At 71.9% G+C, this 24,365-nt stretch carries 18 protein-coding genes and 2 pseudogenes; 12 read left to right on the forward strand and 8 right to left on the reverse strand.

From position 1 onward, the window contains the following. Positions 1–5: 5 nt before the first annotated feature. Positions 6–995, reverse strand: coding sequence for an ABC transporter permease (locus BLW76_RS20090; RefSeq protein ID WP_091309653.1), 990 nt, complete (start codon positions 993–995; stop codon positions 6–8). Next, a complete protein-coding gene (locus BLW76_RS20095; RefSeq protein WP_091309656.1) occupies positions 995–2,674 on the reverse strand; it encodes an ABC transporter substrate-binding protein in 1,680 nt (559 codons plus the stop codon). Before BLW76_RS20095 ends, BLW76_RS20090 begins: the two co-directional genes overlap by 1 nt. Before the next feature lie 129 nt (positions 2,675–2,803). Between BLW76_RS20095 and BLW76_RS20100 the strand changes: the two genes are divergently transcribed. Continuing rightward, a complete protein-coding gene (locus tag BLW76_RS20100) occupies positions 2,804–4,057 on the forward strand; it encodes an ROK family transcriptional regulator (RefSeq protein WP_091309657.1) in 1,254 nt (417 codons plus the stop codon). Positions 4,058–4,220: 163 nt separating this feature from the next. Here BLW76_RS20100 and BLW76_RS20105 read toward each other — a convergent pair whose 3' ends face one another. Next, positions 4,221–8,393: a cation-translocating P-type ATPase gene (locus BLW76_RS20105; protein WP_091309660.1), complete on the reverse strand. Its 4,173-nt coding sequence runs from the start codon at positions 8,391–8,393 to the stop codon at positions 4,221–4,223. 107 nt (positions 8,394–8,500) lie between these two features. Between BLW76_RS20105 and BLW76_RS20110 the strand changes: the two genes are divergently transcribed. Beyond that, positions 8,501–8,911, forward strand: a complete 411-nt coding sequence (locus BLW76_RS20110; protein WP_091319604.1) for a YkvA family protein — start codon at positions 8,501–8,503, stop codon at positions 8,909–8,911. Between the two features lie 29 nt (positions 8,912–8,940). Continuing rightward, entirely contained in the window at positions 8,941–9,783 is an 843-nt protein-coding gene (locus BLW76_RS20115; RefSeq protein ID WP_091309661.1) for an LLM class F420-dependent oxidoreductase, read from the forward strand. A 116-nt stretch (positions 9,784–9,899) separates the two neighbouring features. Here the strand turns inward: BLW76_RS20115 and BLW76_RS20120 are convergent, their stop codons facing one another. Then, entirely contained in the window at positions 9,900–10,841 is a 942-nt protein-coding gene (locus tag BLW76_RS20120; protein WP_091309664.1) for a LysR family transcriptional regulator, read from the reverse strand. A gap of 71 nt (positions 10,842–10,912) precedes the next feature. On the opposite strand from BLW76_RS20120, the gene BLW76_RS20125 reads away from it, so the two are divergent. The 4 genes and pseudogenes from BLW76_RS20125 to BLW76_RS49710 all read left to right on the forward strand — a co-directional run. Next, a complete protein-coding gene (locus BLW76_RS20125) occupies positions 10,913–11,617 on the forward strand; it encodes a succinate dehydrogenase cytochrome b subunit (RefSeq protein ID WP_091309667.1) in 705 nt (234 codons plus the stop codon). Next, positions 11,617–13,536, forward strand: a complete 1,920-nt coding sequence (locus BLW76_RS20130; protein WP_091309668.1) for a fumarate reductase/succinate dehydrogenase flavoprotein subunit — start codon at positions 11,617–11,619, stop codon at positions 13,534–13,536. Before BLW76_RS20125 ends, BLW76_RS20130 begins: the two co-directional genes overlap by 1 nt. Then, the gene (locus tag BLW76_RS20135; RefSeq protein ID WP_091309671.1) at positions 13,533–14,279 is read left to right on the forward strand and encodes a succinate dehydrogenase/fumarate reductase iron-sulfur subunit; all 747 of its coding nucleotides are present in this window, start codon (positions 13,533–13,535) and stop codon (positions 14,277–14,279) included. The genes BLW76_RS20130 and BLW76_RS20135 overlap by 4 nt, the downstream gene beginning before the upstream one ends. 59 nt (positions 14,280–14,338) lie before the next feature. Continuing rightward, a pseudogene (locus BLW76_RS49710) lies at positions 14,339–14,518 on the forward strand (IS982 family transposase); the annotation flags it as partial. 450 nt (positions 14,519–14,968) lie between these two features. Here BLW76_RS49710 and BLW76_RS49715 read toward each other — a convergent pair. The 3 genes and pseudogenes from BLW76_RS49715 to BLW76_RS20150 form a co-directional block, all read right to left on the reverse strand. Further along, positions 14,969–15,169 (reverse strand): annotated as a pseudogene (locus BLW76_RS49715) (HNH endonuclease signature motif containing protein); the annotation flags it as partial. Between the two features lie 109 nt (positions 15,170–15,278). After that, positions 15,279–16,736 carry a group II intron reverse transcriptase/maturase gene (ltrA, locus tag BLW76_RS20145; RefSeq protein ID WP_167384663.1) on the reverse strand — a complete coding sequence of 486 codons (1,458 nt, stop codon included), beginning with the start codon at positions 16,734–16,736 and terminating at the stop codon, positions 15,279–15,281. Positions 16,737–17,230: 494 nt separating this feature from the next. Beyond that, positions 17,231–18,358, reverse strand: coding sequence for an HNH endonuclease signature motif containing protein (locus BLW76_RS20150; protein ID WP_091309676.1), 1,128 nt, complete (start codon positions 18,356–18,358; stop codon positions 17,231–17,233). A gap of 187 nt (positions 18,359–18,545) precedes the next feature. On the opposite strand from BLW76_RS20150, the gene BLW76_RS48590 reads away from it, so the two are divergent. Then, a complete protein-coding gene (locus BLW76_RS48590) occupies positions 18,546–18,683 on the forward strand; it encodes a hypothetical protein (protein ID WP_167384664.1) in 138 nt (45 codons plus the stop codon). On the opposite strand, the gene BLW76_RS20155 is transcribed toward BLW76_RS48590, so the two are convergent. Next, a complete protein-coding gene (locus BLW76_RS20155; RefSeq protein WP_091319607.1) occupies positions 18,680–19,393 on the reverse strand; it encodes an ArsR/SmtB family transcription factor in 714 nt (237 codons plus the stop codon). The two genes, BLW76_RS48590 and BLW76_RS20155, sit on opposite strands and share 4 nt — an antisense overlap. Before the next feature lie 94 nt (positions 19,394–19,487). On the opposite strand from BLW76_RS20155, the gene BLW76_RS20160 reads away from it, so the two are divergent. From BLW76_RS20160 to BLW76_RS20175, 4 genes are all read left to right on the forward strand, one after another. After that, positions 19,488–20,660 carry an MFS transporter gene (locus tag BLW76_RS20160; RefSeq protein ID WP_091309677.1) on the forward strand — a complete coding sequence of 391 codons (1,173 nt, stop codon included), beginning with the start codon at positions 19,488–19,490 and terminating at the stop codon, positions 20,658–20,660. A 509-nt stretch (positions 20,661–21,169) separates the two neighbouring features. After that, complete coding sequence (locus tag BLW76_RS20165; RefSeq protein WP_091309680.1) at positions 21,170–23,188, forward strand: phosphocholine-specific phospholipase C; 2,019 nt, start codon at positions 21,170–21,172, stop codon at positions 23,186–23,188. 134 nt (positions 23,189–23,322) lie between these two features. Further along, complete coding sequence (locus BLW76_RS20170; RefSeq protein ID WP_091309682.1) at positions 23,323–23,619, forward strand: DUF1540 domain-containing protein; 297 nt, start codon at positions 23,323–23,325, stop codon at positions 23,617–23,619. Positions 23,620–23,762: 143 nt separating this feature from the next. Next, positions 23,763–24,332: a helix-turn-helix domain-containing protein gene (locus tag BLW76_RS20175; RefSeq protein ID WP_167384995.1), complete on the forward strand. Its 570-nt coding sequence runs from the start codon at positions 23,763–23,765 to the stop codon at positions 24,330–24,332. Positions 24,333–24,365: the final 33 nt, after the last annotated feature.

Consider the following 24,365-nt stretch of genomic DNA (forward strand, 5'->3'; position numbering starts at 1 on the left):
CTCCGCTAGGTCCGGGCCCGGGTACGCGCGTCGAGGACGCCGTACAGCAGGTCGACGGCCAGGTTCGCGCCGAGCACGGCCACCGTGATGACCAGGAAGATGCCCTGCATCAGCGCGTAGTCGCTGTTCTGCACCGCCTGCAGCAGTTTCGAGCCGATCCCGGGGTAGGAGAACACCTGCTCGGTGACGATGGAACCGGAGACCACGAAGCCGAGCGAGATGGCGAACCCGGCCACCGACGGCAGCACGGCGTTGCGCGCGGCGTACCGGACCATCACCCGGGTGCTGCGCAGGCCCTTCGCCCGCGCCGCGAGCACGTAGTCCTCGGAAGCCACCGAGACCATCATGTTCCGCATCCCGAGCAGCCAGCCGCCGGCCGAGGAGACGACGATGGTCAGCGCGGGCAGCGCGGCGTGGTAGGCGGCCGAGCCGAGGAACTCCGCGGTCCAGCCGGGGTCGAGCACGACGTCGTACCCGCCGTTCAGCGGGAACCAGCCCAGTGCCGAGGCGAACACCGCGGCGAAGATCAGCGCGAGCCAGAAGTACGGCACCGCGGCCAGCACCGTCGTCGCCGGGACCAGGGAATCCAGCCACGTGCCGCGCTTCCAGCCGGCCAGCATGCCGAGCGCCGTGCCGAGCAGGAACGACACCAGCGTCGCCACGCCGACCAGGACCAGCGTCCACGGCAGCGCGTCCCCGATGACATCGGAGACCTTCGCCGGGAACACGCTCACCGAGATCCCGAGGTCGCCGTCGGCGAGCTTGCCGAGGTAGGCCAGGTACTGCGACCACAGCGACTCGCCGGAGTGCGAGCCGAGCAGGAGCTCGTAGGCGCGCCGCACCGCCGGGTCCGGCGCGCCGCCGCGCTGGGCGATCTTCGCGAGCAGGACGTCCACCGGGTTGCCCGGCATCAGCCGCGGGATGAAGAAGTTCAGCGTCAGCGCGGCCCACAGCGCCACCAGGTAGAAGCCGAACTTGCGCAGGTGGTAGCGCATCACGGCCCGGCCGGCTTGAGCGCCTTGTAGATCTGGGCCTGGTCCGGCCGGTTCCACACCGCGGGGAAGGCGTAGAGGTTGTCCTTCGTCGGCCAGCCGGTGAACTTGGCGTCGTGGTACACCGAGATGGTGCCGGAGGTGAGCACCGGGATGTAGGGCATCGCCTGCTCGGCCTTCGTCTGGACGACGTCGTAGAGCGGCTGTCGCTTCGCCGCGTCGTCCGGCGCGATCTGCTTCAGGGCGTTGAGGGCGGCGTCGACTTCCGGGTCGGAGAAGCGGCTGTAGTTCGGGTAGGCGGACTCGCCGACCTTCGCCGTCGTCTCCGTGGCGAAGTAGTAGTTGAAGGTGTAGTACGGATCGGCCGACGGTCCCTGCAGCAGCTGGTCGATCAGCAGCTGGAACCGGCCGCGGGTGCGGGCGTCGGCCCACTCGTTGTAGGACACCTGCTGGGAGATCAGCTTGATCCCGGCCTGCTTGAGCTGCTGGGCCATGGTGTCGACCGCGGTGATGTAGTCGGTCCAGCCCGAGGGCACCTGCACGGTCAGTTCGAGGGGCTTGCCGTCCTTGGCGAAGACGCCGTCGCCGCCGCGGGTGTAGCCGGCGCCCTGCAGCAGGGTGGCCGCCTGGGCCGGGTCGGGGGCGTCCGGGGCCGCTTTTTCCTTCAGTTTCGGCGAAATCCACTTCGCGTCCCGCTCCAGCAGCGCGAAGCCGGGGGAGATGTCGGACGCGGTGCCTTCGAACGCGAGCGCGTTCAGCTGGGTGCGGTTGATCGCGCGGTAGATCGCCTGCCGCACCGCCGGGTCGGTCTGCGGGCCGGTGCACCCGAGTGCCGCGTTGGCGCAGGCGAACAGGGCCACCTGGAACATCGGCGTGATCACGGCCTGGTAGCCGGCGTAGGTCTTGGCGACGTTCTTGATGTCCGGCACCGGCCCGGTCTGCCAGTCGATCTGCTTGGCGGCCAGCGCGTCGGCGCCGGCCTGGTTGCCGGACAGCCCGAGGAAGCGGATGTGCTTGACCGCGGGCTCGCCGCCCCAGTACGCCGGGTTCGCGGTGTAGGTGAAGGCCTGTGGCTTGAACGAATCCAGCTTGTACGGGCCGGTGCCGACCGGCTGCGCGATGACGTCGTTGGCCGGGTCCGCGATCTTCGACCACAGGTGCTGCGGGACCATGAAGGTGCGGCCGAGCACCTGCGGGCCCTGGGTGAACGCCGGGGCCGGGAAGGTGATCTCGACGTGCGTGTCGTCGGGGGCGACGGCCTTGCCGTTGTAGCCGGTCGTGTTGATGGACTTGTGCTTCGCGACCATGTCGAGGGTGAACACGACGTCGCGGGCGGTGAACGGCGTGCCGTCGGAGAACTGCACGCCCGGGCGCAACGTGATCGACAGCTTCGTGCCGTCGGCGTTCCAGGAGTACGCCGTGCCCAGCAGTGGTTGCGGGGCGACGTCCTTGGTGATGTTGAAGAAGAACAGCGGCTCGAAGATCGTGCCCGGGCCTTCGATCACGCTGGAGGAGAACGGGTTGAAGTTGACCTGCATGTCCCCGGCCTGACCCAGGTAGGCGACGAGGGTGGCGTCGCGGGAAGCGCTTTCTCCGCCGCCGGAACAGCCGGCGGCGAGCAGGGCGGCCGCGATGGCCGTGATCAGGCTGGAGCGCACGCGACGGAAGGGGGTGCCCGACATGACGAGTCCTCTCGTGGCTTCGATGCCGAATGAGGCGCGCCGGAACATTGTTAAGTCGATTAAGAAACGAAGTCAACCTTCGCGTGGCAGAATGATGCGTCCGGCCCAGCCGAGTCCTCTGGAGGCGCGATGAGCAGCGGGCCGCCGCGGACGACGCCGCACGCGAGCACGCGGGCGGTCATCCTGGACGTCATCCGCGCCGCGGGCACGATCAGCCGGGTCGGCATCGCCACCGCCACCGGGATGACCGGCGCGACCGTCTCGACCGTGGTGCGCGGGCTGATCGACGACGGCCTGGTCGTCGAAACCGGGCGCGCGGAGTCGACCGGCGGCAAGCGCCGGGTGCTGCTGCAGCTCGACCCGGCCGCGCGGTTCGCCGTCGGCATCCACCTCGACCAGGCCGGCGTCACCTACGCGCTGACCGATCTCTCCGGGGCCGTGGTCGCCCGCACCAGCCGGCCGGGGCCGGGCTCGGCGACGGCGGCCGAGGTCGTCGCCGAGATGGCGGCGGAGGCGGCGACCCTCGTCACCGGCGCGGGCATCGACCGGACGCGGCTGCTCGGGTTCGGGCTCGTGTTCCCCGGCCCGCTCGCCCCGGCCGGGGTGACACCGCCGTCGATGCGCCAGTGGCTCGAGTACCCGCTGGGCGAGGAACTGCGCCGCGTGACGGGCCTGCCGGTGCTGGTGGAGAACGACGCCGCGGCGGCCGCGCTCGGCGAGCTGTGGTCCGGGGGAGCGGGCACGTCGGCGACGTTCGCCGCGGTCTACATGGGCACCGGGATCGGGGCCGGGCTGCTGGTCAACGGCCTGACGTTCCGCGGCACGAGCGGCAACACCGGCGAGGTCGGCCACGTCTGCCTCGACCTCGACGGCCCGGAGTGCTGGTGCGGCGCCCGCGGCTGCCTGGAGGCCCTCGCCGGCCCGGCGGCGGTGGTGGCGCGCGCCCGCGCGGACGGCCGCCTGGCCCGCGCGGCCGGGTTGCGCCACACGTCGGTGGCGGCGGACTTCGGCGCGGTGAGCCGCGCGGCCCGGCGCGGGGACGCCGCGGCGGTGGCGCTGCTCGAGCGGTCGGCGCGGTACGTGGCGGTGGGGGTCCGCACCCTGGCCAACGTGATGGACCTGGAGGCGGTGGTCCTGACGGGCCCGAGTTTCGCGATCGCGGGCGCGTCGTACGTCCCGGCGATCCGCGAGGAGCTGGCGCGGGCGTTCTTCGCCAGGGCGGTCCACGTCCCGGACGTCCGCCTCTCCCGCGCCGCGGCCACGGCCCCGGCCATCGGCGGCGCGGCGATGGTGCTGCAGTCGGAACTGGTCCCCCTCCACGACGGCCTGCGCCTGCCCGGCCCCCTCGACGTCCCCGAGCCCCCGCTGATCGCCCCGGCCTGAACCCGGATCTCGCGTGACTGGGCCCGGATCTCGCGTGATTGAGGCCGGAACTCGCGTGATTGAAGCCGGAACTCGCGTGATTGAGGCCGGAACCGGCGAGTTCCGGCTCTGATCACGCGAGATCCGGCCCGAATCACGCGAGTTACGGCTCTGATCACGCGAGTTACGGCTTGCGGAGGAGGGGGAGCTGCGAGGTCAGGGCTCCGGTGGCCACGCCGGCGCCGACGCCGGCCCAGGCCAGGGGGCCGAGCGGGGTGCAGCCGAAGAACTGGCTCACCCCCGGCGTCTGGACGATCGCGGCCAGTGCGAGCGCCGAACCCACCGCCGTCCCCACGACCAGGGGGCTGCGGCTGCGGCCGCGCAGGGTCTGGGCCAGCTGGGTGCCGACCAGGCCGCACAGCGCCATCGTGCTCGTGCGGCGGACCGTGCCCGGGGTGAACCTCCCGATCAGCCACGCCGTCGTCGCGCCGACGCCCGTCGTCACGCCGCGGCTGGTGATCTCGCGGTTCAGGCCCCTGCCGAGCCCGCCCGGGGCGCTGCCGTCGTCGTCGGGGCGGGTGACCGCCACCGCCATCGCCGGGAACAGGTCGGTCAGCAGGTTGACCAGCAGCAGCTGGCGGGTGCCCAGCGGCGAGTCGCCCGAGAGCAGCGTGCCCAGCACCGAGAAGCCGATCTCGCCCGCGTTGCCGCCGACCAGGATCACCACCGCGTCCGACACGCTGCGCCACAACGCCCGGCCCTCCGCCACCGCCTCCAGCAGCACGGTCAGGTCCTCGTCGGTCAGGGCGACGTCGGCCGCGGTGCGGGCGGCCGTCGATGCCCGGGCCCGCACGCCGATGCCGACGTCCGCGGCGCGGATGGCCGCCGCGTCGTTCGCGCCGTCGCCGACCATCGCCGTCACCCCGCCCGCCTCGCGCAGCGCCTCGACGACCTGCAGCTTCTGCTCCGGGGCGACGCGGGCGATCACCCCGGCGCCGGCGAGCAGCTTCGCCCGGCCGGCCCGGTCGAGCGCGGCCAGCTCGTCCCCGGTGACGACCGGCGCGTCCGACGGCCAGCCGAGCGACGTCGCGATGGCCCGCGCGGTGTTCGGGTGGTCGCCGGTGAGCATCACGGGGGCCACGCCGGCTTCGCGCAGCCCGGTGACCAGCGGCTCGGCCGTCGGCCGCAGCGTGTCGGCGAGCCCGAGGAAGCCGAGGAACTCCAGGTCCGCGAGCACTTCTTCGTCGTCGAGCGAGGGCGACGTCGTCCGGGACGCCACGGCCAGCACCCGCAACCCCTTGTCCGCCAACGCTTCCGCGGCGTGGGCCAGGTCCGCCGCGCCGGCACAGGCAGGCAGGACGACTTCCGGGGCGCCCTTGACGACGAGCGCCGGGTCGCCGCCGGACTCCCGGCCGATCGTGGCCGAGTAGCCGCGGTTCGCCTCGAACGGCTGCCCGGCCAGCTCGGTCCAGCCCTCGTCCGGACCCGCGGCGTCGAGCACGGCGTGGTCGGTGGCGTGGGCGCGCACGTGGGGATCGTCGAGCGTGCCGGGGCACGCCCGCGCCGCGGCCCGCAGCACGACGTCGCCGGGTCCCGGCTCGCGCGCCTCGCCGTCGGGCCCGGTCGTCGTCACCACGCGCAGGCGGTTCTCGGTCAGCGTGCCGGTCTTGTCGAAGCACACGACGTCGAGGCGCCCCAACGCCTCCAGTGCCCGCGGGGCGCGAACCAGGATGCCCCGCGCGGACAGCCGCCGGGCCGCCGCCCGCTGGGCCACCGTCGCCACGAGCGGCAGCCCCTCGGGCACCGCGGCGACGGCGATCGCGACACCGCCGGCCAGTGCCCGGCGCAGCGGACGGCCGCGGATCGCCGAGAGGCCGGTGACGAGCGCGCCGCCGAGCATGGTCAGCGGCAGCGCGCGCCGGGTGAGGTCCTGCAGCCGCGCCTGGATGCCGACCGCGGCGGCGGTCCGGGTGGCCAGCTCGACGGCCCGGCCGGCCACGGTCTCCGGGCCCACCGCCACGACCACCGCGGTGGCTTCGCCGCTGACGACCGTGGTGCCGGCGAAGACCAGGCAGCTGCGTTCGGCCATCGGCGCGCCCGGCACCGGGTCGAGCTGCTTGGCGACCGGCAGCGACTCGCCGGTCAGCGCGGATTCGTCGGCTTCGAGGTCGCCCGCGGTCAGCAGCCGCGCGTCGGCCGGGACGACATCGCCCACCCGCAGTTCGATCCGGTCGCCGGGCCGCAAGGTCCGCGCGTCGACGACCCGGCCGCCTGCCCGCCGCGCCCGCTGCCGTTCGCCGTCCCGCAGTTTCGCCAGCGCACGGCGGCCGCGGAACTGCTGGGCCCCGCCGACGGCGGCGTTCAGGCCCATCGCCGCGGCCACCAGCAGCGCGTCCACCGGCGAGCCGACCACCGCGGACGCGACCGCGCCGAGGGCCAGCACCGGGGTCAGCGGGTCGTTCAGCTCGGCGACGACGTCGGCGGCGAGGCCCGTGGCGAACCGGACCGGCGCCGCGGCCGGGTGCCGGGCCACCGCGCCCGTCGCCGCCCGCACCCGCCGGGACGCCAGGTCCCAGTGCGTCGGCTCGGCTTCCGCGGCGGCCAGCCGGTCGACGACCTCCTCGCCGGTCAGCTCGTGCCAGGCGATCCGGGTCCGGCCGGCCGGCGGCCGGGCCGCGGCCACCCGCACCGCGGCGAACGTGCCCATCGTGAGCCCGGTCAGCCCGCCGAGCAGCACCGGGTCCAGCCGCGGAAGGGCCGGGACCAGGGTGCGCCGACGGCGGGACGCCAGCAGCAGCCCGCCGATCAGGCCGCCCGCGGTCGCCACCCGGGTGGCCCGCCTGCTGTTGGTGCGCGCGGCGCCGGCCGCCCGCAGCACCCGCCACACGCCGACCAGGCCCGGCCGGACGATCAGGTCGGCGCCCCACAGCACCGGGGCGTTGCGGTCGGCGAGGGCGACGCAGAGGTCACCGGCGAACAGGCCGGCCACCTCGTCGCAGTTCGGCGCGCACCGGTCGGGCGGCCGGCCGACGGTGAGCACGACCCGGCCCTCGTCCTGCAGGCGCGTCACCAGCCCGGGGAACGGTTCCTCGGCGACGTCGTCGGCGAGCGTGGCGAACTCGCCGAGCCGGTCGCGGGTGCGGTCGCCGGCGATGAGCACCTGCGCTTCGGCCCGGCGGGCCGCGTCGAGCACGGCTTCGGCGTGCGGGTCGAGGCCGTCCTTGCCGTGCAGGGCGTCGACGTGGAGCACGACGGTGTCCACAGTGTCCAGTGCCTTGAGCCGGTCCGGGTCGCGGACGAGCACGCCTTCGCGGGCGAAGGCGGTGCCCATCGCGGTGTGGAAGGCGGTGTCGGCGTACCGCGCGGGCATCGGCGACGCCGCGAGGAACGCTTCGGCGGCTTCGCGGAGGTTGCGGCGCACGAGCAGGTCGGCGACCGCGGCGAGCAGGCCGCCGCCGACGGCGGTGCGGGCGTAGTCCTCGTGGGGGATCCGGACCCGGCGCTCCGCCGGCGTGACGCCGAGGCTGGGCCGGTCCGGCGAGCAGAGGTCGTCGTGGTGGGCGTCGAAGGCGGTGAGGCGGGCGATCGCCTCGGTGAGCTGCCCGGTGCGCAGGAGGGCGTCCAGCAGCAGTTCGAGCGGGTCCTGGCTCAGCCCGCGCACCGCGGCGGAGACGCCCGAGCGCGCCAGTTCGGCCGTGTACCAGCCGAACTGCTCGTCGAGCGCGGCACGGACGGCCGGGTGTTCCCGTGCCGCGGACACGGCCGCGCGCACGGCTTCGTGCAGCCGCCCCGAGCGCACCGTCCGGGTGCCGACCGAGACGGCCAGCCCGGCGACGTCCATCGCCAGCGCGAGCGCGGCGGTCCGCACGCCGTAGGTGTCGCCGGGGTGGGCCGGGGCGGAGTCACCGGGCTCGGCGGGGGTGAGGCCGTGCCGTTCGCAGCGGTCGCCGAGCCAGTCGAGGACCCGGTCGGCGGCGGCCTCCTCGGTCAGGTAGAGCACGGCGCTGCCGAGCCCGCCGTCCCAGTAGGCGCCGGCCACGTCGGGGTGTCCGGCCAGCTCGGCGGCGAAGGCGGAGCCGTCCGGGTGGTCGCCGGCGGGCCGCAGGGGGACGTGCAGCCGCCGCCCGGCGCGCCAGACGGCGGTGCGCGGACCGGCGGCGTTGCGCACGACCCGCGCGGCCCGCACGGCGGTGCGGCTGCCGGTCCGGGTGGCTTCCGCCGCGGTGCCGGTGGCGCCCGCGAGCAGCTCCCCGGCGAGCGGGCCGAGCACTTGTTTCGCTTGCCGGGTGAGGAGAACCGGGCCGGCCAAGGCCAGCGTCATCCCCGCCTTCGTGACCGCGAACAACCCACCGAGCACACCGACCTCCGCCTGCCGAGCCTGTCCGCTCCGCGTTCCCCGGTGGACGGAGGCCGAAACCCGCCCGATCGCGCGACGCACCCGAGCCGGGACGTAACCTCGTGCGGGTGACGGGCTCGTTCTGGTGGGACCTGCTGCTCGGCGTCGCGGCCGCGCTGCTGCTCGCGTGGGCCGCCCTGATCGTCGCGCTCGTGATCGTCCGGCCGCGCGGGGGACTGCTCCGGGAAGCGCTGCGGCTGCTGCCGGACGTGCTGCGGCTCGTCCGCCGGCTGGCCGCGGACAAGACGTTGCCACGCGGGGTTCGGATCCGGCTCGGTCTCCTGCTCGCCTACCTCGCGCTGCCGATCGACCTGGTGCCCGACTTCATCCCGGTGCTCGGGTACGCCGACGACGCCATCATCGTCAGCGCCGTCCTGCGCTCGGTCGTGCGCCGCGCCGGGCTCGATGCCGTGCGGGCGCACTGGCCCGGCACCGAGGACGGGTTCGCCGCCCTTGCCCGCCTGACGAGGTTGCCTTGACGTCGGCGTGAACGTTTAGCTTCACGGGCGTGAAGTTCGGGATCAGTTACAGCACCCCGTTTTTCGGCGCCGACCCGGAGACGCTCGCCGGGTTCGCCCGGGACGCGGAGGAGTGCGGCTTCGAGTCGATCTACCTGCCGGAGCACGTCGCCCTGTACCCGGGCGCGAAAGTCGGGGCGATGGCGCTGCCGCCGTCCCTGCCCTATGCCGACCCTCTGGAGTGCCTGAGTTTCGTCGCCGCCGTGACCAGCCGGATCCTGCTCGGCACCGGGGTCCTGCTGCTGCCGTACCACCACCCGGTGGTGCTGGCCAAGCGCCTGGCGACGATCGACGTGCTGTCCGGCGGCCGCATGCGGCTGCTGACCGTCGGCGTCGGCGCCCTGCCCGGCGAGGCACGGGCGGCCGGCGTCGACTTCGCCACCCGCGGCCGCCGGGCCGACGAGGCGATTGACGTCCTGCGCCTGCTGTGGGCGGGCGGCGAAGAAGGCGTCTCGTTCGCCGGCGAGTTCTTCGCCTTCGAAGGAGCTTGCATCTACCCGAAACCGGTCGGCGGCCACCCACTGCCGATCCACATCGGCGGCTCGAGCACGGCCGCGGCCCGCAGGGCAGGCCGCTGCGGCGACGGCTACTTCCCGGGCGGCGCGCTCGCCGTGGACGAGCGCCGCCGCCAGTTCGAGCTCGCCCGCGCCACCGCGCGTGACCCGGAAAGCCTGCAGTACACCCGGTGGGGTTCGCTGGATATGTCCACAGAGGACACCGAGGAGCTGGTCCGGCAAGGGGTGACGCGGATCGTCGTGACGCCGGGGACAGCGGAGCCCGGCCGACGGCGCGACGAGATGGCGGCATTCGCGGCCCGGTTCGGCCTCGGCTGACGGGCGCGGCTGGGCGGCCTCGGCCGGGCGACCGCTGACCGGCCTCGACCGAGTGACCTCGGCCGGGCGACCGCTGACCGGCCTGGGCCGGGCGATCTCGGCTGACCGGCCGCGGCTCAGTTGTCGGCGCTGTCGTCCACCAGGGACTCGATGCCCGGCGGCAGGCTCGCCCGCCGGGCCGCGTCGGCGACGAATCCCGCGATCGCCGTGCGCAGGGCGCGCACCGCCCGGGTCGGCTCCACGTCCGCGCGGTGGGCGAGCTGCACCACCCGCGTCATCCCCGCGTCGGGCGTGAAGCGCGTCATGCGGAACCGGTCGCCGGCCACCGTGCTCGGGACCACCGCCGCGCCCACGCCCGCGCGGACCAGCTCCAGCACCGCGTCCATCTCGCCGCCCTCGATCGCGAACGACGGCTCGAACCCGGCGGCGCGGCAGGCGTTGACCGTCGCCTCGCGGACGTCGTAGCCGCGGCGGAACATCACCAGCGGGACGTCGGCCAGCGCCCCGATGCCGAGGCGGTCACCCCGGACCGGCGCGTCCGGCGCGGCGATCACCACCAGCTCCTCCAGCAGCAGCGGGGTCGCCGTCAGGCCGGCGTCGGCGGTGATCCGCGCGCCCGCCAGCAGCGCCAGGTCGAGTGCGCCCTCGGCCAGCCGCTGCCGCAGGTCGCCCGAGCCGCTTTCGTGCAGCTCCAGCTGGATGCCCGGGTACCGGCGGCGGAACGCCGCGAGCATCGCGGGCAGCAGGCCCGTGCACAGGCTCGGCGGGGCACCCAGCCGGACGCGGCCGCGGTCCAGCTCGTCCAGCTCCCGGATGGCGAGCCGCGCGGTGTCGACGTCGGCGAGGATCCGCCGCGCGATCGGCAGCAGCGTCTCGCCGGCCTCGGTGAGCGTGACGTTGCCGCGGATCCGGTGGAACAGCGGCGCACCCAGGTCGTGTTCGAGCGCGCGGATCTGCTGCGACAGCGACGGCTGGGCCACCCGCACCTGCTCGGCGGCGCGGGTGAAGTGCCGGTGCTCGGCGACGGCGACGAAGTACGCCAGCTGGTGGAACTGCATAGGCAGAGACTATCGACTACAGAGCTATCATGTCTTTGACCTCTGGTCGACGCGCTCCTACCGTCGGTCAGGTGGTGAACACCCTCGCCCCGCACCGGCGCTCGGCCGTCCGGCGCTTCTGGGCCTCGACGATCGGCAAGAAGGCCGTCATGGCGGTGAGCGGCCTGCTGCTGCTCGCCTTCGTGTTCGCGCACATGGTCGGCAACCTCAAGACGTTCCTCGGCGCCGACGACCTCAACCACTACGCCGGCTGGCTGCGCACGATCGGCGAACCGGTGCTGGGCCGCGAGTGGTTCCTCTGGCTGCAGCGGACGGTCCTGCTCGCCGCGCTGGTCCTGCACGTCACCGCGGCCGTGCAGCTCGCCCGGCGCGACCGCCGCGCACGACCCGTCCGGTACGTCCACCGGCCGCCGGCCCGCGCGAACTTCGCGGTGCGGACGATGCGCTGGGGCGGCGCGACGCTCGCGCTGTTCGTCGTCTGGCACATCCTCGACTTCACCGTCGGCACGGTGAACCGGGACTTCGTCCCCGGCGACCCGTACCACAACCTCGTCGCGGACTTCCAGGTCTGGTGGGTCAACCTGATCTACCTGGTCGCCCTGGCCATGCTGGGCCTGCACATCCACCACGGCTTCGCGAGCGCCGCGCGCACGCTGGGCGTCACCCGCCCGCGGCGGGAGCGGGCGATCAGGATCTTCGGCAGCACGACGGCGGTCGTGGTCGCGGGCGGGTACGCCCTCGTCCCGGTCGCGATCATGACGGGACTGGTGCACTGATGTCCGACTACCACGTGGGCGACCCGATCGCCGACACCAAAGCCCCCGCCGTTCCGCTGGAAAACCGCTGGGACGAACGGAAGTTCGCCGCCAAGCTGGTGAACCCGGCGAACCGGCGACGGCACCGGGTGATCGTCGTGGGCACCGGCCTGGCCGGCGGCTCGGCCGGCGCGACGCTCGCCGAACAGGGCTACCACGTCGTGCAGTTCTGCTTCCAGGACTCGCCGCGGCGCGCGCACTCCGTCGCGGCCCAGGGCGGCATCAACGCGGCGAAGAACTACCGCAACGACGGCGATTCGGTGTACCGGCTCTTCCACGACACGGTCAAGGGCGGCGACTTCCGCGCCCGCGAGTCCAATGTGTACCGGCTGGCCCAGGTTTCGGCGCAGATCATCGACCAGGCCGTGGCCCAGGGCGTCCCGTTCGCCCGCGAGTACGGCGGCCTGCTCGACACCCGCTCGTTCGGCGGCGTGCAGGTGCAGCGCACGTTCTACGCCCGCGGCCAGACCGGCCAGCAGCTGCTGATCGGCGCGTACCAGGCGCTGTCCCGGCAGATCGACGCCGGCAACGTCGAGCTGCACGCCCGCACGGAGATGCTCGACCTCGTCGTCACCGACGGCCGGGCCCGCGGCATCGTCGCGCGCGACCTGGTCACCGGCGAGATCACGACGCACCTCGCGGACGCCGTCGTGCTCGCGACCGGCGGCTACGGCAACGTCTTCTACCTCTCGACGAACGCGAAGGGCTCGAACGCCACCGCGATCTGGCGCGCGCACAAGCGCGGTGCCTACTTCGCGAACCCGTGCTTCACCCAGATCCACCCGACGTGCATCCCGCGCTCGGGCGAGCACCAGTCGAAGCTGACGCTGATGAGCGAGTCGCTGCGCAACGACGGCCGCATCTGGGTCCCGAAGCGCCAAGGCGACACCAGGTCACCAGGGGAGATCCCCGAGGACGAGCGCGACTACTACCTCGAGCGCCTGTACCCGAGCTTCGGCAACCTCGTGCCGCGGGACATCGCGTCGCGGGCGGCGAAGAACGTGTGCGACGCCGGGTTCGGCGTCGGTCCCGGCGGCCTGGGCGTCTACCTCGACTTCGCCGACGCGATCGCGCGGCTGGGCCGTCCGGCGATCGAAGCCCGCTACGGCAACCTCTTCGACATGTACCAGCGCATCACCGCGGAAGACCCGTACGCGGTGCCGATGCGGATCTACCCGGCCATCCACTACACGATGGGCGGGCTCTGGGTGGACTACGACCTGCAGAGCACGATCCCCGGGCTGTTCGTGATCGGCGAGGCGAACTTCTCCGACCACGGCGCCAACCGGCTCGGCGCGTCGGCGCTGATGCAGGGCCTCGCCGACGGCTACTTCGTGCTGCCGGCGACGGTCAACGACTACCTCGGCAGCACGCGCCTCGACGACGTCCCCGCGTCCGCGGTCCGGCTCGTGGAAACCGAAGTGCGCGAACGGATTTCCCGGCTACTGGCGGTGCGGGGGACGCGGTCGGTCGACTCGTTCCACCGCGAGCTGGGCTTGCTGATGTGGGACCACTGCGGGATGTCCCGCACCCGCGAAGGCCTGCGCAAGGCCCTGGACCGGGTGCCCGAGCTGCGGGCGGAGTTCTGGCGGGACGTCCGGATTCCCGGCGGCGAGCAGTTCAACCAGGAGCTGGAGAAGGCGCATCGCGTGGCCGACTTCCTGGAGCTGGCCGAGCTCATGCTCGTCGACGCGCTGGTCCGCGAGGAGTCGTGCGGCGGGCACTTCCGCGAGGAGCACCAGACGGCGTCGGGGGAGGCGTTGCGGGACGACGAGCACTTCGCGCACGTCGCCGCGTGGGAGTACGGCGCCGAGCCGGTGCTCCACCGCGAGGAACTGGTTTTCGAGCACGTCCACCCGACTCAGCGGAGCTACACATGAAACTCACCGTCCGCGTCTGGCGGCAGGCCGGACCGGCCGCGGAAGGCAGGCTGGTCGCCTACCCGGTCGACAGCATCAGCCCCGACATGTCGTTCCTCGAGATGCTGGACGTGCTGAACCAGCGCCTGATCTCCGAAGGCGACGAGCCGGTGGCGTTCGACCACGACTGCCGCGAGGGCATCTGCGGCTCGTGCGGCGTGGTGATCAACGGGCAGGCCCACGGTCCCGAGCGCACGACGTCGTGCCAGCTGCACATGCGCTCCTTCACCGACGGCGACGTCATCGACGTGGAACCGTGGCGCGCGGCGGGTTTCCCGATCGTCAAGGACCTGGTGGTGGACCGTTCGGCGCTCGACCGGATCGTCCAGGCGGGCGGGTACGTCAGCGCCCCGACGGGCAGCGCCCCGGACGCCCACGCGACCCCGGTCCCGAAGCCGGACGCGGACCTGGCGTTCGACAACGCCACGTGCATCGGCTGCGGAGCCTGCGTGGCGGCCTGCCCGAACGGCTCGGCCACCCTCTTCACGGCGGCGAAGGTGACGCACCTGAGCCTGCTGCCCCAGGGCGGCCCGGAGCGGGCGAACCGGGTGCTGGACATGGTGGCGGCGATGGACGCCGAGGGCTTCGGCGGCTGCACGAACACGGGGGAGTGCGTGGCGTCGTGCCCGAAGGGGATCCCGTTCACGAGCATCGCGACGCTGAACCGCGAGTACCTCGCCGCGAGCCGCTCCGGGCGCCGCTAGACGAGTAATGCGGAAGTCTGGGTGGTGACCGGAGATGGGCGAAGGGTGTGGCCGGCCGCCGACACCGACCGACGGTGAAGCGTTCGGAGCCGGCGGGCTGGGCCAAGTACGGCTTCTGCCGCTCGCACTCGCGCTGGTTCTGGGGCTCGCGGCTGCATCTGGTCTGCACCCCGGCCGGGCTCCCGGTCGCCTGGGCGCCGGCTGCTCCGAAGGTCGACGAGTGGCAGGTGCTCATGGCCAAACCGCCTAGGGCGTGTTCTGTGGATCTTCGTCGGAGGTGGAGGACGATGCAGGCGAGGACGATCTCGGCCCGGTGGTAGGCAGTTCGCTTGGCGTATCGAGTTGCTCGGATGGGTGTAGGCCTCGTCGGCCAGCGCCCGCCCGCCCCGCACCAGCAGCGGCAGCGGCTGCGGGTTGTCCCCGGCCTGGCCCGGAGTGAGGATCACCGCCAAAGGCAGCCCCGCGCCCGGACACTCGTGGAATCGACGCTGATCACGAACTCGACGTTGTCCTCCAGCGTGCCCAGGGAGCCGTCTTTGACGATCACCTCGCTGGCCTGTTTGTGCAGGTCGCAGCGGCGCGATCCGCGCCAAGGCTTTGCCTGTCGGCCCGGGCCCCGAATCGCCGCGATCGGGGGTGGGCTCGTGGGTGTCGGCCCGTAGCCGTGTGGCTGCGGACCTTTCCCGTGGTCAGGCTGCGAATGGCAGTGGTTCGTGCAGGTTGTTGCGCCTCGGTCTTCGTCGACGGTCGATGAAGACCGGTGGCAGGAATTCGGGGAGCCCGTCGGAGGCGATACGGACTTCCCACCCCGAGCGATGCAGCAACCGGTGGTGGTGGGCGCACATCAGCACCAGATTGCTCAGATCGGTGGGGCCGCCGTCTGCCCAGTGAGAGTCGGCAGGGGGCGCGGTGTCCGGATTTCGCCGGGTCGTTTCCCCCTGCCGCTCTCCCGAACCCGGCGTACCCGTTTCCGAGTACCGGGCTCTCCACGAGTCGCCGTCAGGCAGGCGAGACGCCTGGTTTGTCCCATGGTGTCGGTATCCGGTGGCCCCGGTAGCGATAACGCTGAATGGTCATCGTGGCGGGTTGCCAGAGTGCGACACTGTTGTATTCCGGCCACCACCGGTTGTAGTAGCGGCGGATGATCCACCGTCTGCTGGTGCGGGGGTGTTTGTTCTTCAGCCATTCCCAGACCCGCCACCACAGGTAGTGCTGGAGATGGTGGTAGGCCTTGCTGGAGGAACTGTGCCGGAAGTACTGGGCCCATCCGCGGGTCATCGTCCCGAGTTGCCGGAACAGTCGGTCCGCGTCCTGATGGGTGATCCGCTTGGTCGCTGCCTTCACCTTCCGTTTGATGGAAGTCATCGACTTCTTCGACGGATAGGTGTAGATCAGTTTCCGGTCGCTTCCGTATTGAGTGTGCCGCTGGATGCGGAATCCCAGGAAGTCGAATCCCTCGTCGATGTGCACGATCTGTGTCTTTTCCGGGGCGAGCCGAAGCCCGATCCGGTCCAGGATCGCACCGATCTCATCCCATAGTTTCTCCGCGTGGTCTCGGGTTCCGTTGACCAGGACGACGAAGTCGTCGGCATAACGGGTCAGCCGGAATGTTGCGCCGCCGCGTTGGCGATGGCGCGCCCGGGTCCAGGAGTTCCTGTGGTTCTCCCAGATCTGGTGGAAATAGTCGTCCAGTTCGGAGAGAGTGATGTTGGCCAGCAGCGGCGACAGAATGCCGCCCTGAGGGGTTCCGGAATGGGTGTCCCGGTCGGCGCCGTCCTCGCTGAGGATTCCCGCGCGCAGGAACGCCTTGATCAGCTCCAGGATCCGCTTGTCCTTGATCCGTTTCCGCGCCAGCCCGAGCAGGGCGGTGTGGTCGATCTCGTCGAAACAGGCGGCGATGTCGCCCTCGAAGACCCACTCATAGCCCTGCTGGGCATAGTGGCGGATCTCCTCGACGGCGTCCTGGGCCCGGCGTCTGGGCCGGAAACCATAACTGGAGTCCCGGAACCCGGCCTCGAAGATCGGTTCCAGGACCAGCTTCAGCGAGGCTTGAACGACCCGATCGGTCACGGTCGGTATCCCCAGCCGGCGCGTCTTCCCGCCGGTTCTGGGAATGTGCCGTTCCCGGACCGGGAGCGGACGGAACGCCCGAGCCTTCAGATCAGCCCGGATTTCCTCCAACAACCCGACAACACCCAGCTTCGATTCGGTGATCGAGCGGACAGTCCGCCGATCGACACCCGCGCTGCGTGCTCCGGTGTTCCCCGACACCCGTTCCCACGCCGTGACGAGGAATGCGGGGTCGGCCACGAGGTTATAGAGATCATCAAACCGGCGGCCGGGATCGGCCGCCGCCCAACGGTGCAGCTTCGTTTGCATTCCCAGTACCCGCTGCCCTGCGGTGAACGGCACCAACAGCAGATCACCGATGTTCACCGGTGAGGCTTCTTCTGGCATTACCTCAACTTCCCTGCTTCGTCTCGCTGCCGCCCTTCCCCATGTGGACGGCTTTTCCGTCCTCGGAGTACTACGGCGACTCCGCCCCATCGCAAGCCTCTCGGCAGGCAATGCGCCTATCCGTCATCAGACCACCGGCTGTGACCCGTTTATGGAAGGCTTGCGGTGGTTCCCATGTTCACGTGTTCCCGATCGACGAGTGAGGCACCCAGCTTTACCCCGGCAGTCCCTGTGAATACGCCACAGACTTTCTCCACAGGCTGCCCGAGAACAATTCCCGGGCGGACGCTACCCCTACCACTTGGTTCACGCGCACTGCACTACCGACCCATATCCGCCAGGTTCGAGTCGGCTCCACATAACGAGGCTTCAGACACTGATTCCTATTCGTATACCTTCTCGTCTCGCTCACCGAGCCCGCACCATCTGGCGATACTGGCACGACTCGACTTCGTCAGGGCCGCTTGCCACCTCAACCTGCCCATTCCCGCAGGTCAGGCTGCCCTCAGCTTCACCGAACCGCTGTGACGATCCAGCGTCGGAGGTCTTGCACCTCCGATCGGATAAACACGCGCCTCATGGCGCACGTGCCGGATGTGGTGACCTTGGCAATGCCGGGGTGGTCGGTGGCAGCCGGGGAAGGCGCAGCCTCGGTCGCGGAGGAATAAGGCTCGGCGGAGTCCCGCGGAGATCAGGCGACGGAGGCGGCCGAGGTTCAGTGGTTCGCTCTCGGCGCCCAGGACCGCGGGGATGATCATGGCGTCGCAAGCATGCAGCCGCGCTTCAGCCGCGGTCATCGTCCCGGTGTCACCGAGGGTGGCCTTCCCGACCCCGGACTTCAGATCCGCCGACGACACGGCGACCATGACGTGGGCGCGTTCCCCGGCCTGCATCGGCAGGTCCGGGGAGTTGAGGGCGAGATCCACGGCGTCGGAGAACGCATCCCCGTAGCGTTGCGGGGTGGTGCGGAAGTCCGGGCCCTCGTCGCCAGTGCGGCGCTCGGCCAACGCATCCAGCAACGCACTGGCACGCTTACCGGTCTCATCATCGAACCGGCCACTCAGCTCCCACACCCCGGTTCTTTTCCTGCGCAGGAACAACTCCCGGGCCGGAACAACCGGCTCGCTGTCGTGAGGCGCCAAGCCGTCCGGAGCCAGGTGAGCGAGGATGCGGGCCCCGAGACCCGCGACCTGCTTGTGCCCGGCCTCCTCCGCGAACGTCAGCAAATGGGCCTCGGCGCTCAACCGATGCTCGGCCGGAACCCGGGTCAGGACATCGGTGATCACATCGATCATCGGGTTGCTCAACCGCCCCGCCCGCGCGGCAGCGCCGGTGGCGGGTGCCAGGGCGGGAATCGGGCTGCCATCAAGGTTCCGGCCCGGGTTCACCAAGCGAGCACGTTTCACCCATCGCTCGGCAGCCGGCTTCGGAACGTCACCGAGATGCTCCAGAAGCCTTGCCACAGAACGATAGCCGAAGAGCTCCATGGCTCCGCGCTGCTCGATTTCCACCAGCAGGGCACCGAGTTCAGCCTCGGCAGGGCGGATGGTCGCGAGCAGCTCGCCGATGCGGTGGGCTAAAGCCACCGCGTCGGAGGAGGGGTGAGCCGCGTTGTCGGTCATACCTCCAAACTACCGACCATTCGAACACACCGGCATCACACGAAACGGTGAGAACACAAGGTAAAGAAAAGGCCATCTCCGGCGCGGGAAATCGACGCCGCCGACCAGGTCCTGTACTTCTCATGCGGTACCGGCCCGGCGGGTTGTGCATGGACAAGCAGACGCCGTTCGCCGGCCACTGAGGACCGTGCGGACCCCGGGGACGGAAAGCGCGCTGCAGGAACTCGAAGCGGCCGAGCTCGACTGGTACGGCGAGAAGTTCACGTTGCGCCGGCTCGCTCCCGAGCGGGCCGCGCGAGTGCGCCACGAGCTGTTCGGCTGCTAAGGCGCAAACCCCGGCAGCAGTTCACCGAACCGGCGGCGCCCGCGCGGGGTGATGTGCAGCTCGCGGTCTCCGGTTCCCCGCCGGACCAAGCCGTCGGCCAGAAACGCCGCCAGTACTTCGTGGCCGAGGACGCCGCCCAGGTGCGGCACGCGGTGGGTCCGGTCCAGGCACGCCGTCGCCGGCCGCCGCCTGCCTGGCTCGATCTCCGTCGGGGAGACGCCGAGATCCGCGAACGCCGACAGGTCGTCGCCGAGAACCACCTCGGCGCCGGAACCGTCGGGCGGCCGCAGTGCTCCGCGCGCGACGAGCAGGGCGAACACCGCCACGCCCAGCCGGCCCGCCGCGTGGTCGTAACACGTGTGCGCGATGTCCGCGCCGGACTCGGCTCGGTCCGGCAGCGCGATTCCCTCGTTGCCGGCGTAGTGCGCCAACGCCGTGAGCACGCCCAACAGGTCTTCGCGGCCGACGCGGTACAGCGCGTGCCGTCCGGTGTGCTCGACCGTCACCAGCCCGGCCGCGCGCAGGCGGGCCAGGTGGTTGCCCAGGCGGGGTGCGCTCACCCCGAGCGCGTCGGCCAGCTGCACCATCGTGTGCGGGCCTTCCGCCGCCAGCACCTGCAGGGCCGTGAGCCGGACCGGGTCGGCCAGCTCGCGGGTCAGCTCGACGATCGCGCCTTGGACCGCGTTGCCCGCATCGACCAGTCCGCCCACCACGCGACCCTAACACAGTTCATGAACTCGTGAATGATGTTTGCCGCCGCCCCGACGGGGAATTACCATTCACAACTTCGTGAAGGGTGGTTGCATGCGGAGTCTCCTGTGGGGCCGCGGGGTTTCCGCGCTCGGCGACGGCCTCTGGTTCACGATCTGGGCGCTGTACCTCACCCGGATCGCCGGGCTCCCGCCGGTCGCGGTCGGCGCCGGACTGGCCGTGGCGAGCGCGGTCGGCATGGTCGCCGCGGTGCCGCTGGGCGCGTTCGCCGACCGGGCGGGCGCGCGGCCGGTGCTCGTCGCGCTCACGCTGGTGCGGGCCGTCGCGATGGCCGGCTACCTCGCGGTGGACGGCGTCGGGACGTTCCTGGCCGTGACGATCCCGTTCACCGCACTGGCCACCGGGGGCACCGCGGTGCGGACGGCGCTGATCACCGGGCTGGTCACCGGATCCGCCGAGCGCGTGCGCGTGCTGGCCCAGCAGCGGGTGGCCCAGCACGTCGGGTACGCCGCCGGCGCCGGGCTGGGTGCACTGGTGCTCACCGCGGACGCCAGGTGGGCGTACACGCTGGCCATCGCCGGCAACGCCGTCAGCTTCCTCGTGCTCGCCGGCGCGACGCTGCTGGTGCCGGCGCCGGCGCGGACCCAGAAGACGACGACCCGGGTGGTGCTGCAGGACCGGCCCTACCTGTACGTCACCGCGGCGACGGCCGTGCTTTCCCTGTGCTGGGCCATGTTGTCGGCCGGGCTGCCGCTGTGGCTCGCCGGCCGGACCCACCTGCCGCTCGGGCTCGGCGGGATCGTGGTCGTGGTCAGCTCGGTGGGGATCGCGCTGTTCCAGGTCCCGTTCGCCCGGTTCGCGCGGACGGCGACCCAGGCCGCGCGCACGGCCGTGGTGTCCGGCGCCGTGCTCGCGGCGAGCTGCGTGCTGCTCGCCACCACGGCCGGCGGCGCGGGAGCGGGCGCGATCGCGGTGGTGGGGCTGGCCGCGGTGCTGCACGTCGTCGGGGAACTCGGGTACGTGGCCGCCAACTGGGGCCTTTCCGTGCGGCTCATGCGCGAAGACGCCAAGGGCGCCTACCAAGGCGTGACCGAAGCGGCCACGGCCACCGTGCAGATGGTCGGGCCCGGCGTGTTCACCCTCGCGGTCGGCGGCCTCGGCGGACCGGGGTGGCTGCTGATCGCGCTCGTGTTCCTCGCGGCCGTCGCACCGGTGCCGGCGTTGACGCGCCGGGCGATCCGGACGCGGGAACCGGCCGTCCGCTGAGCGACGCACGTCACCCTCGGAGTCCGGAACACCAGCCCTGCCAAGACGTTGTACAGGGTGTCGGTACGGCGGTGCCCCCGGGCCTCACCCCTTGCCTTCACGGCTCTGCCTTCTAAAAGAGGCCGGTAGCGCTGGAGCCGTGTTGTGCCTTCCGCCGCGAGGCGGCCCCCGTACCGGCCTGAAACTCCCGTCTCCGCTCGCAGGTCGACCCCCCTCGGACCTCCGCTGGGCGGAGGCGGGCCTCACGTTTGCCGGGTTCCGCCCCGGGTACACCGGTTCCGGCGGTGCCTCGCCCGGTGTTCGAGCTCAGCCCGTGGTCTCCACAGCCCGGGCGCCCGGGCGGGTCACCGCCGTCGAAGCGGGCGAGGTGGTACTGGTTCTCGACCAGCCGCAGGCACAGGCTGACGTTAACCAGGGTTTCGCCCGGCGTTAGCCTCGGTCCCGGGGCAGGTTCGCTTTTCGCCGCCCATACTGACCCGGCTCGCCACCACGACACCCCCGGAGTCCCCATGACGGACGTCAACCGACGACGTTTTCTGCAGCTGGCCGGCGGTACCGCCGCCCTTTCCGCACTGTCCACCAGCATCGCGCGCGCGGCGGAAATCCCCGCGCACCACCGAACCGGGACACTGCGGGACGTCGAGCACATCGTGGTGCTGATGCAGGAAAACCGGTCGTTCGACCACTACTTCGGCACGCTGCGCGGGGTCCGCGGCTTCGGCGACCCGCGGCCGGCGACCCTGGCCAACGGGAAGGCCGTCTGGGCGCAGTCGGACGGCAAGCGCGACATCCTGCCGTTCCGGCCCGAAGCGGACAACCTGGGCCTGCAGTTCATCCAGGACCTCCCGCACGGCTGGAACGACACGCACGCGGCGTGGAACGGCGGCCGCTACGACAAGTGGGTGCCCGCGAAGGGCTCGACCACGATGGCGTACCTGACGCGCGAGGACATCCCGTTCCACTACGCCCTCGCCGACGCGTTCACCATCTGCGACGCCTACCACTGCTCGTTCATGGGCTCGACCGACCCGAACCGCTACTACATGTGGACGGGCTACACGGGCAACGACGGCAAGGGCGGCGGCCCGGTCCTCGGCAACGACGAAAAGGGCTACTCCTGGACGACCTACCCCGAGCGCCTCGAACAGGCCGGCGTCTCGTGGAAGATCTACCAGGACGTCGGCGACGGCCTCGACGCCGCCGGCGGCTGGGGCTGGATCGACGACGCCTACCGCGGCAACTACGGCGACAACTCGTTGCTGTACTTCAACTCCTACCGCAACGCCAAGCCGGGCGACGCCCTCTACGAGAAGGCGCGCACCGGCACGAACGCCAAGGCGGGCGAAGGCTACTTCGACCGGCTGCGCGCCGACGTCAAGGCCGGGCAGCTGCCGCAGGTTTCGTGGATCACCGCGCCGGAGGCGTTCTGCGAGCACCCGAACTGGCCGGTGAACTACGGCGCCTGGTACATCGCGCAGGTCCTCGACGCGCTCACCGCGAACCCGGACGTGTGGAGCAAGACCGCGCTGTTCATCACCTACGACGAGAACGACGGCTTCTTCGACCACGTCGTCCCGCCGTACGCCACGGCCGGGCAGTCCACTGTGGACACGACGGGCGAGATCTTCGCGGGTTCGGCGGCGAACCCGGCCGGCCCGTACGGGCTCGGCCAGCGCGTGCCGATGCTGGTGGTGTCGCCGTGGAGCAAGGGCGGCTACGTCTGCTCGGAGACGTTCGACCACACCTCGATCATCCGGTTCGTCGAACGGCGCTTCGGCGTGCACGAGCCGAACATCTCGGCCTGGCGCCGGTCGGTGTGCGGTGACCTGACGTCGGCGTTCGACTTCGCCCGCACGGACACGCGGGTACCCGCCCTGCCGGACACCGCGGGCTACGAGCCGCCGGACCGCGAGCGGCACCCGGACTACGTGCCCGCGGTCCCGGCGCGGGCCGTGCTGCCGAAGCAGGAGCCGGGGCTGCGGCCGGCCCGGGCGCTGCCGTACGACCTGGCCGCCGACGCCCAGGTGGGCGCGGCGCTGAACCTGACGTTCGTCAACCAGGGCCGCGCGGGCGCGACGTTCTACGTCGTCTCGCCCGGGGGCGAGCCGCGGACGTACACGGCGGGCGCCGGCTGCTCGCTCGCCGCCGCACTGCCCGTCGCCGGGGGCTACGACTACACGGCGCACGGGCCGAACGGCTTCGTCCGCCAGTTCCGCGGCGGCGCCCTGGCCGGTCCCGAGGTGAGCGCCCGGCCGGCGGGCCGCAGCGGCAACCTGGAGCTGGTGCTGACCAACAGCGGCCCGACGCCGGTGCGGCTCACGCTGACCGACTCCTACGGCCGCCGTTCGACGTCCCGGCTGCTGCGGCCGGGCGCGCGGGTGGCCGAGGTGGTGGACACGCGACGCAGCGGCAACTGGTACGACGTCTCGATCGTGTCGGACCGCGATCCGCGCTTCCTGCGGCGGCTGGCCGGGCACGTCGAGACCGGGCGGCCGAGCACGAGCGACCCGAACACGCTCACGCACTGAGCTCGATCGGGTGCCGCCGGTTCCTGTCACCCGGCGGGGTTCACCCGGCCGCGTCCGCCGGTGTTGCGGGCCCTGGGCCGTGGTGGGAGCGTCGGGGAACCGACTGTTTTCCCACCACGGAACCAGGAGTGCGGATGACCACCACCGAGATGCCTGCCGTGCACGAGTGCACGGTCAGCGGCTGTTCCTACAACCACGACGGCTGCCACGCGTTCGCCATCACCGTCGGCGGCCACAACGGATCGGCGGACTGCGGCACGTTCGTCCCCCTCAACACGAAGGGCGGCTTGGACCGGGTCGTGGCCCAGGTCGGTGCGTGTTCCCGGACCGACTGCCGCCACAACGAATCGCTGGAGTGCACGGCGTCCAGCATCCGGGTCGGCCCCGGCGACGGCGGCCACGCGGCGAACTGCCTGACCTACAGCAAGTAACGGCTCGGCGGAGCTCCCCGCGGCGGACCGTGCCGCGGGGAGCTCGGCATGTCATCATGGCGCCCTGGCCCGATCGGCAAACCGAACGAACGGCGGCGCTGGTGGACGCTTTACCGAACGACGGTGACCCGTCGATCCGCGACATGCTGGCGGTCAACCTCCGCGCGGCGAGGGCGGCACGCGGCCTGTCGCTGTCCGAGCTGTCCCGGCGCTCGGGCATCGGCAAGGCGACGCTCTCGCAGCTCGAAGGCGGCACCGGCAACCCGACCATCGAGACGGTGTTCAGCCTGTCCCGGGTCCTCGAAGTGGCCATTTCCGACCTGCTCGACCACCGCCCGCGCGGCGGGCTGACCGTGGTGCGGGCGGCCGAGGTCGAGGTGCTCCGCGGCGAGGGCGTCGACCTGCGGCCGCTGCGCCGGATCGAGGCCGACAACAGCGTCTTCGAGGTGTACGACCAGGTCGTCCGCGGGGACGCGCCGCAGCGCTCGCAGGGGCACGTCGGCGTCGAGCACACGGTCGTGCAGACCGGCAGGCTGCGGGTCGAGGTCGCCGGCCGGACCGTGGACCTCGGGCCGGGCGACTACGTCGCGTTCGACGCCCGCGAGGCGCACAGCTACACCGCGCCCGACGGTCCGGTGCGGTCGGTGCTGCTGCTGCAGTACCGAGCGGACGAACGGCTCGAGGGCAGGCCGCACCCCGTCCTGACCGATTGACACCCCTCCCGGTCGATGCCTATCGTTCGCTAT

This window comes from Amycolatopsis tolypomycina (genome assembly GCF_900105945.1).
GTDB classification, from domain to species: domain Bacteria; phylum Actinomycetota; class Actinomycetes; order Mycobacteriales; family Pseudonocardiaceae; genus Amycolatopsis; species Amycolatopsis tolypomycina.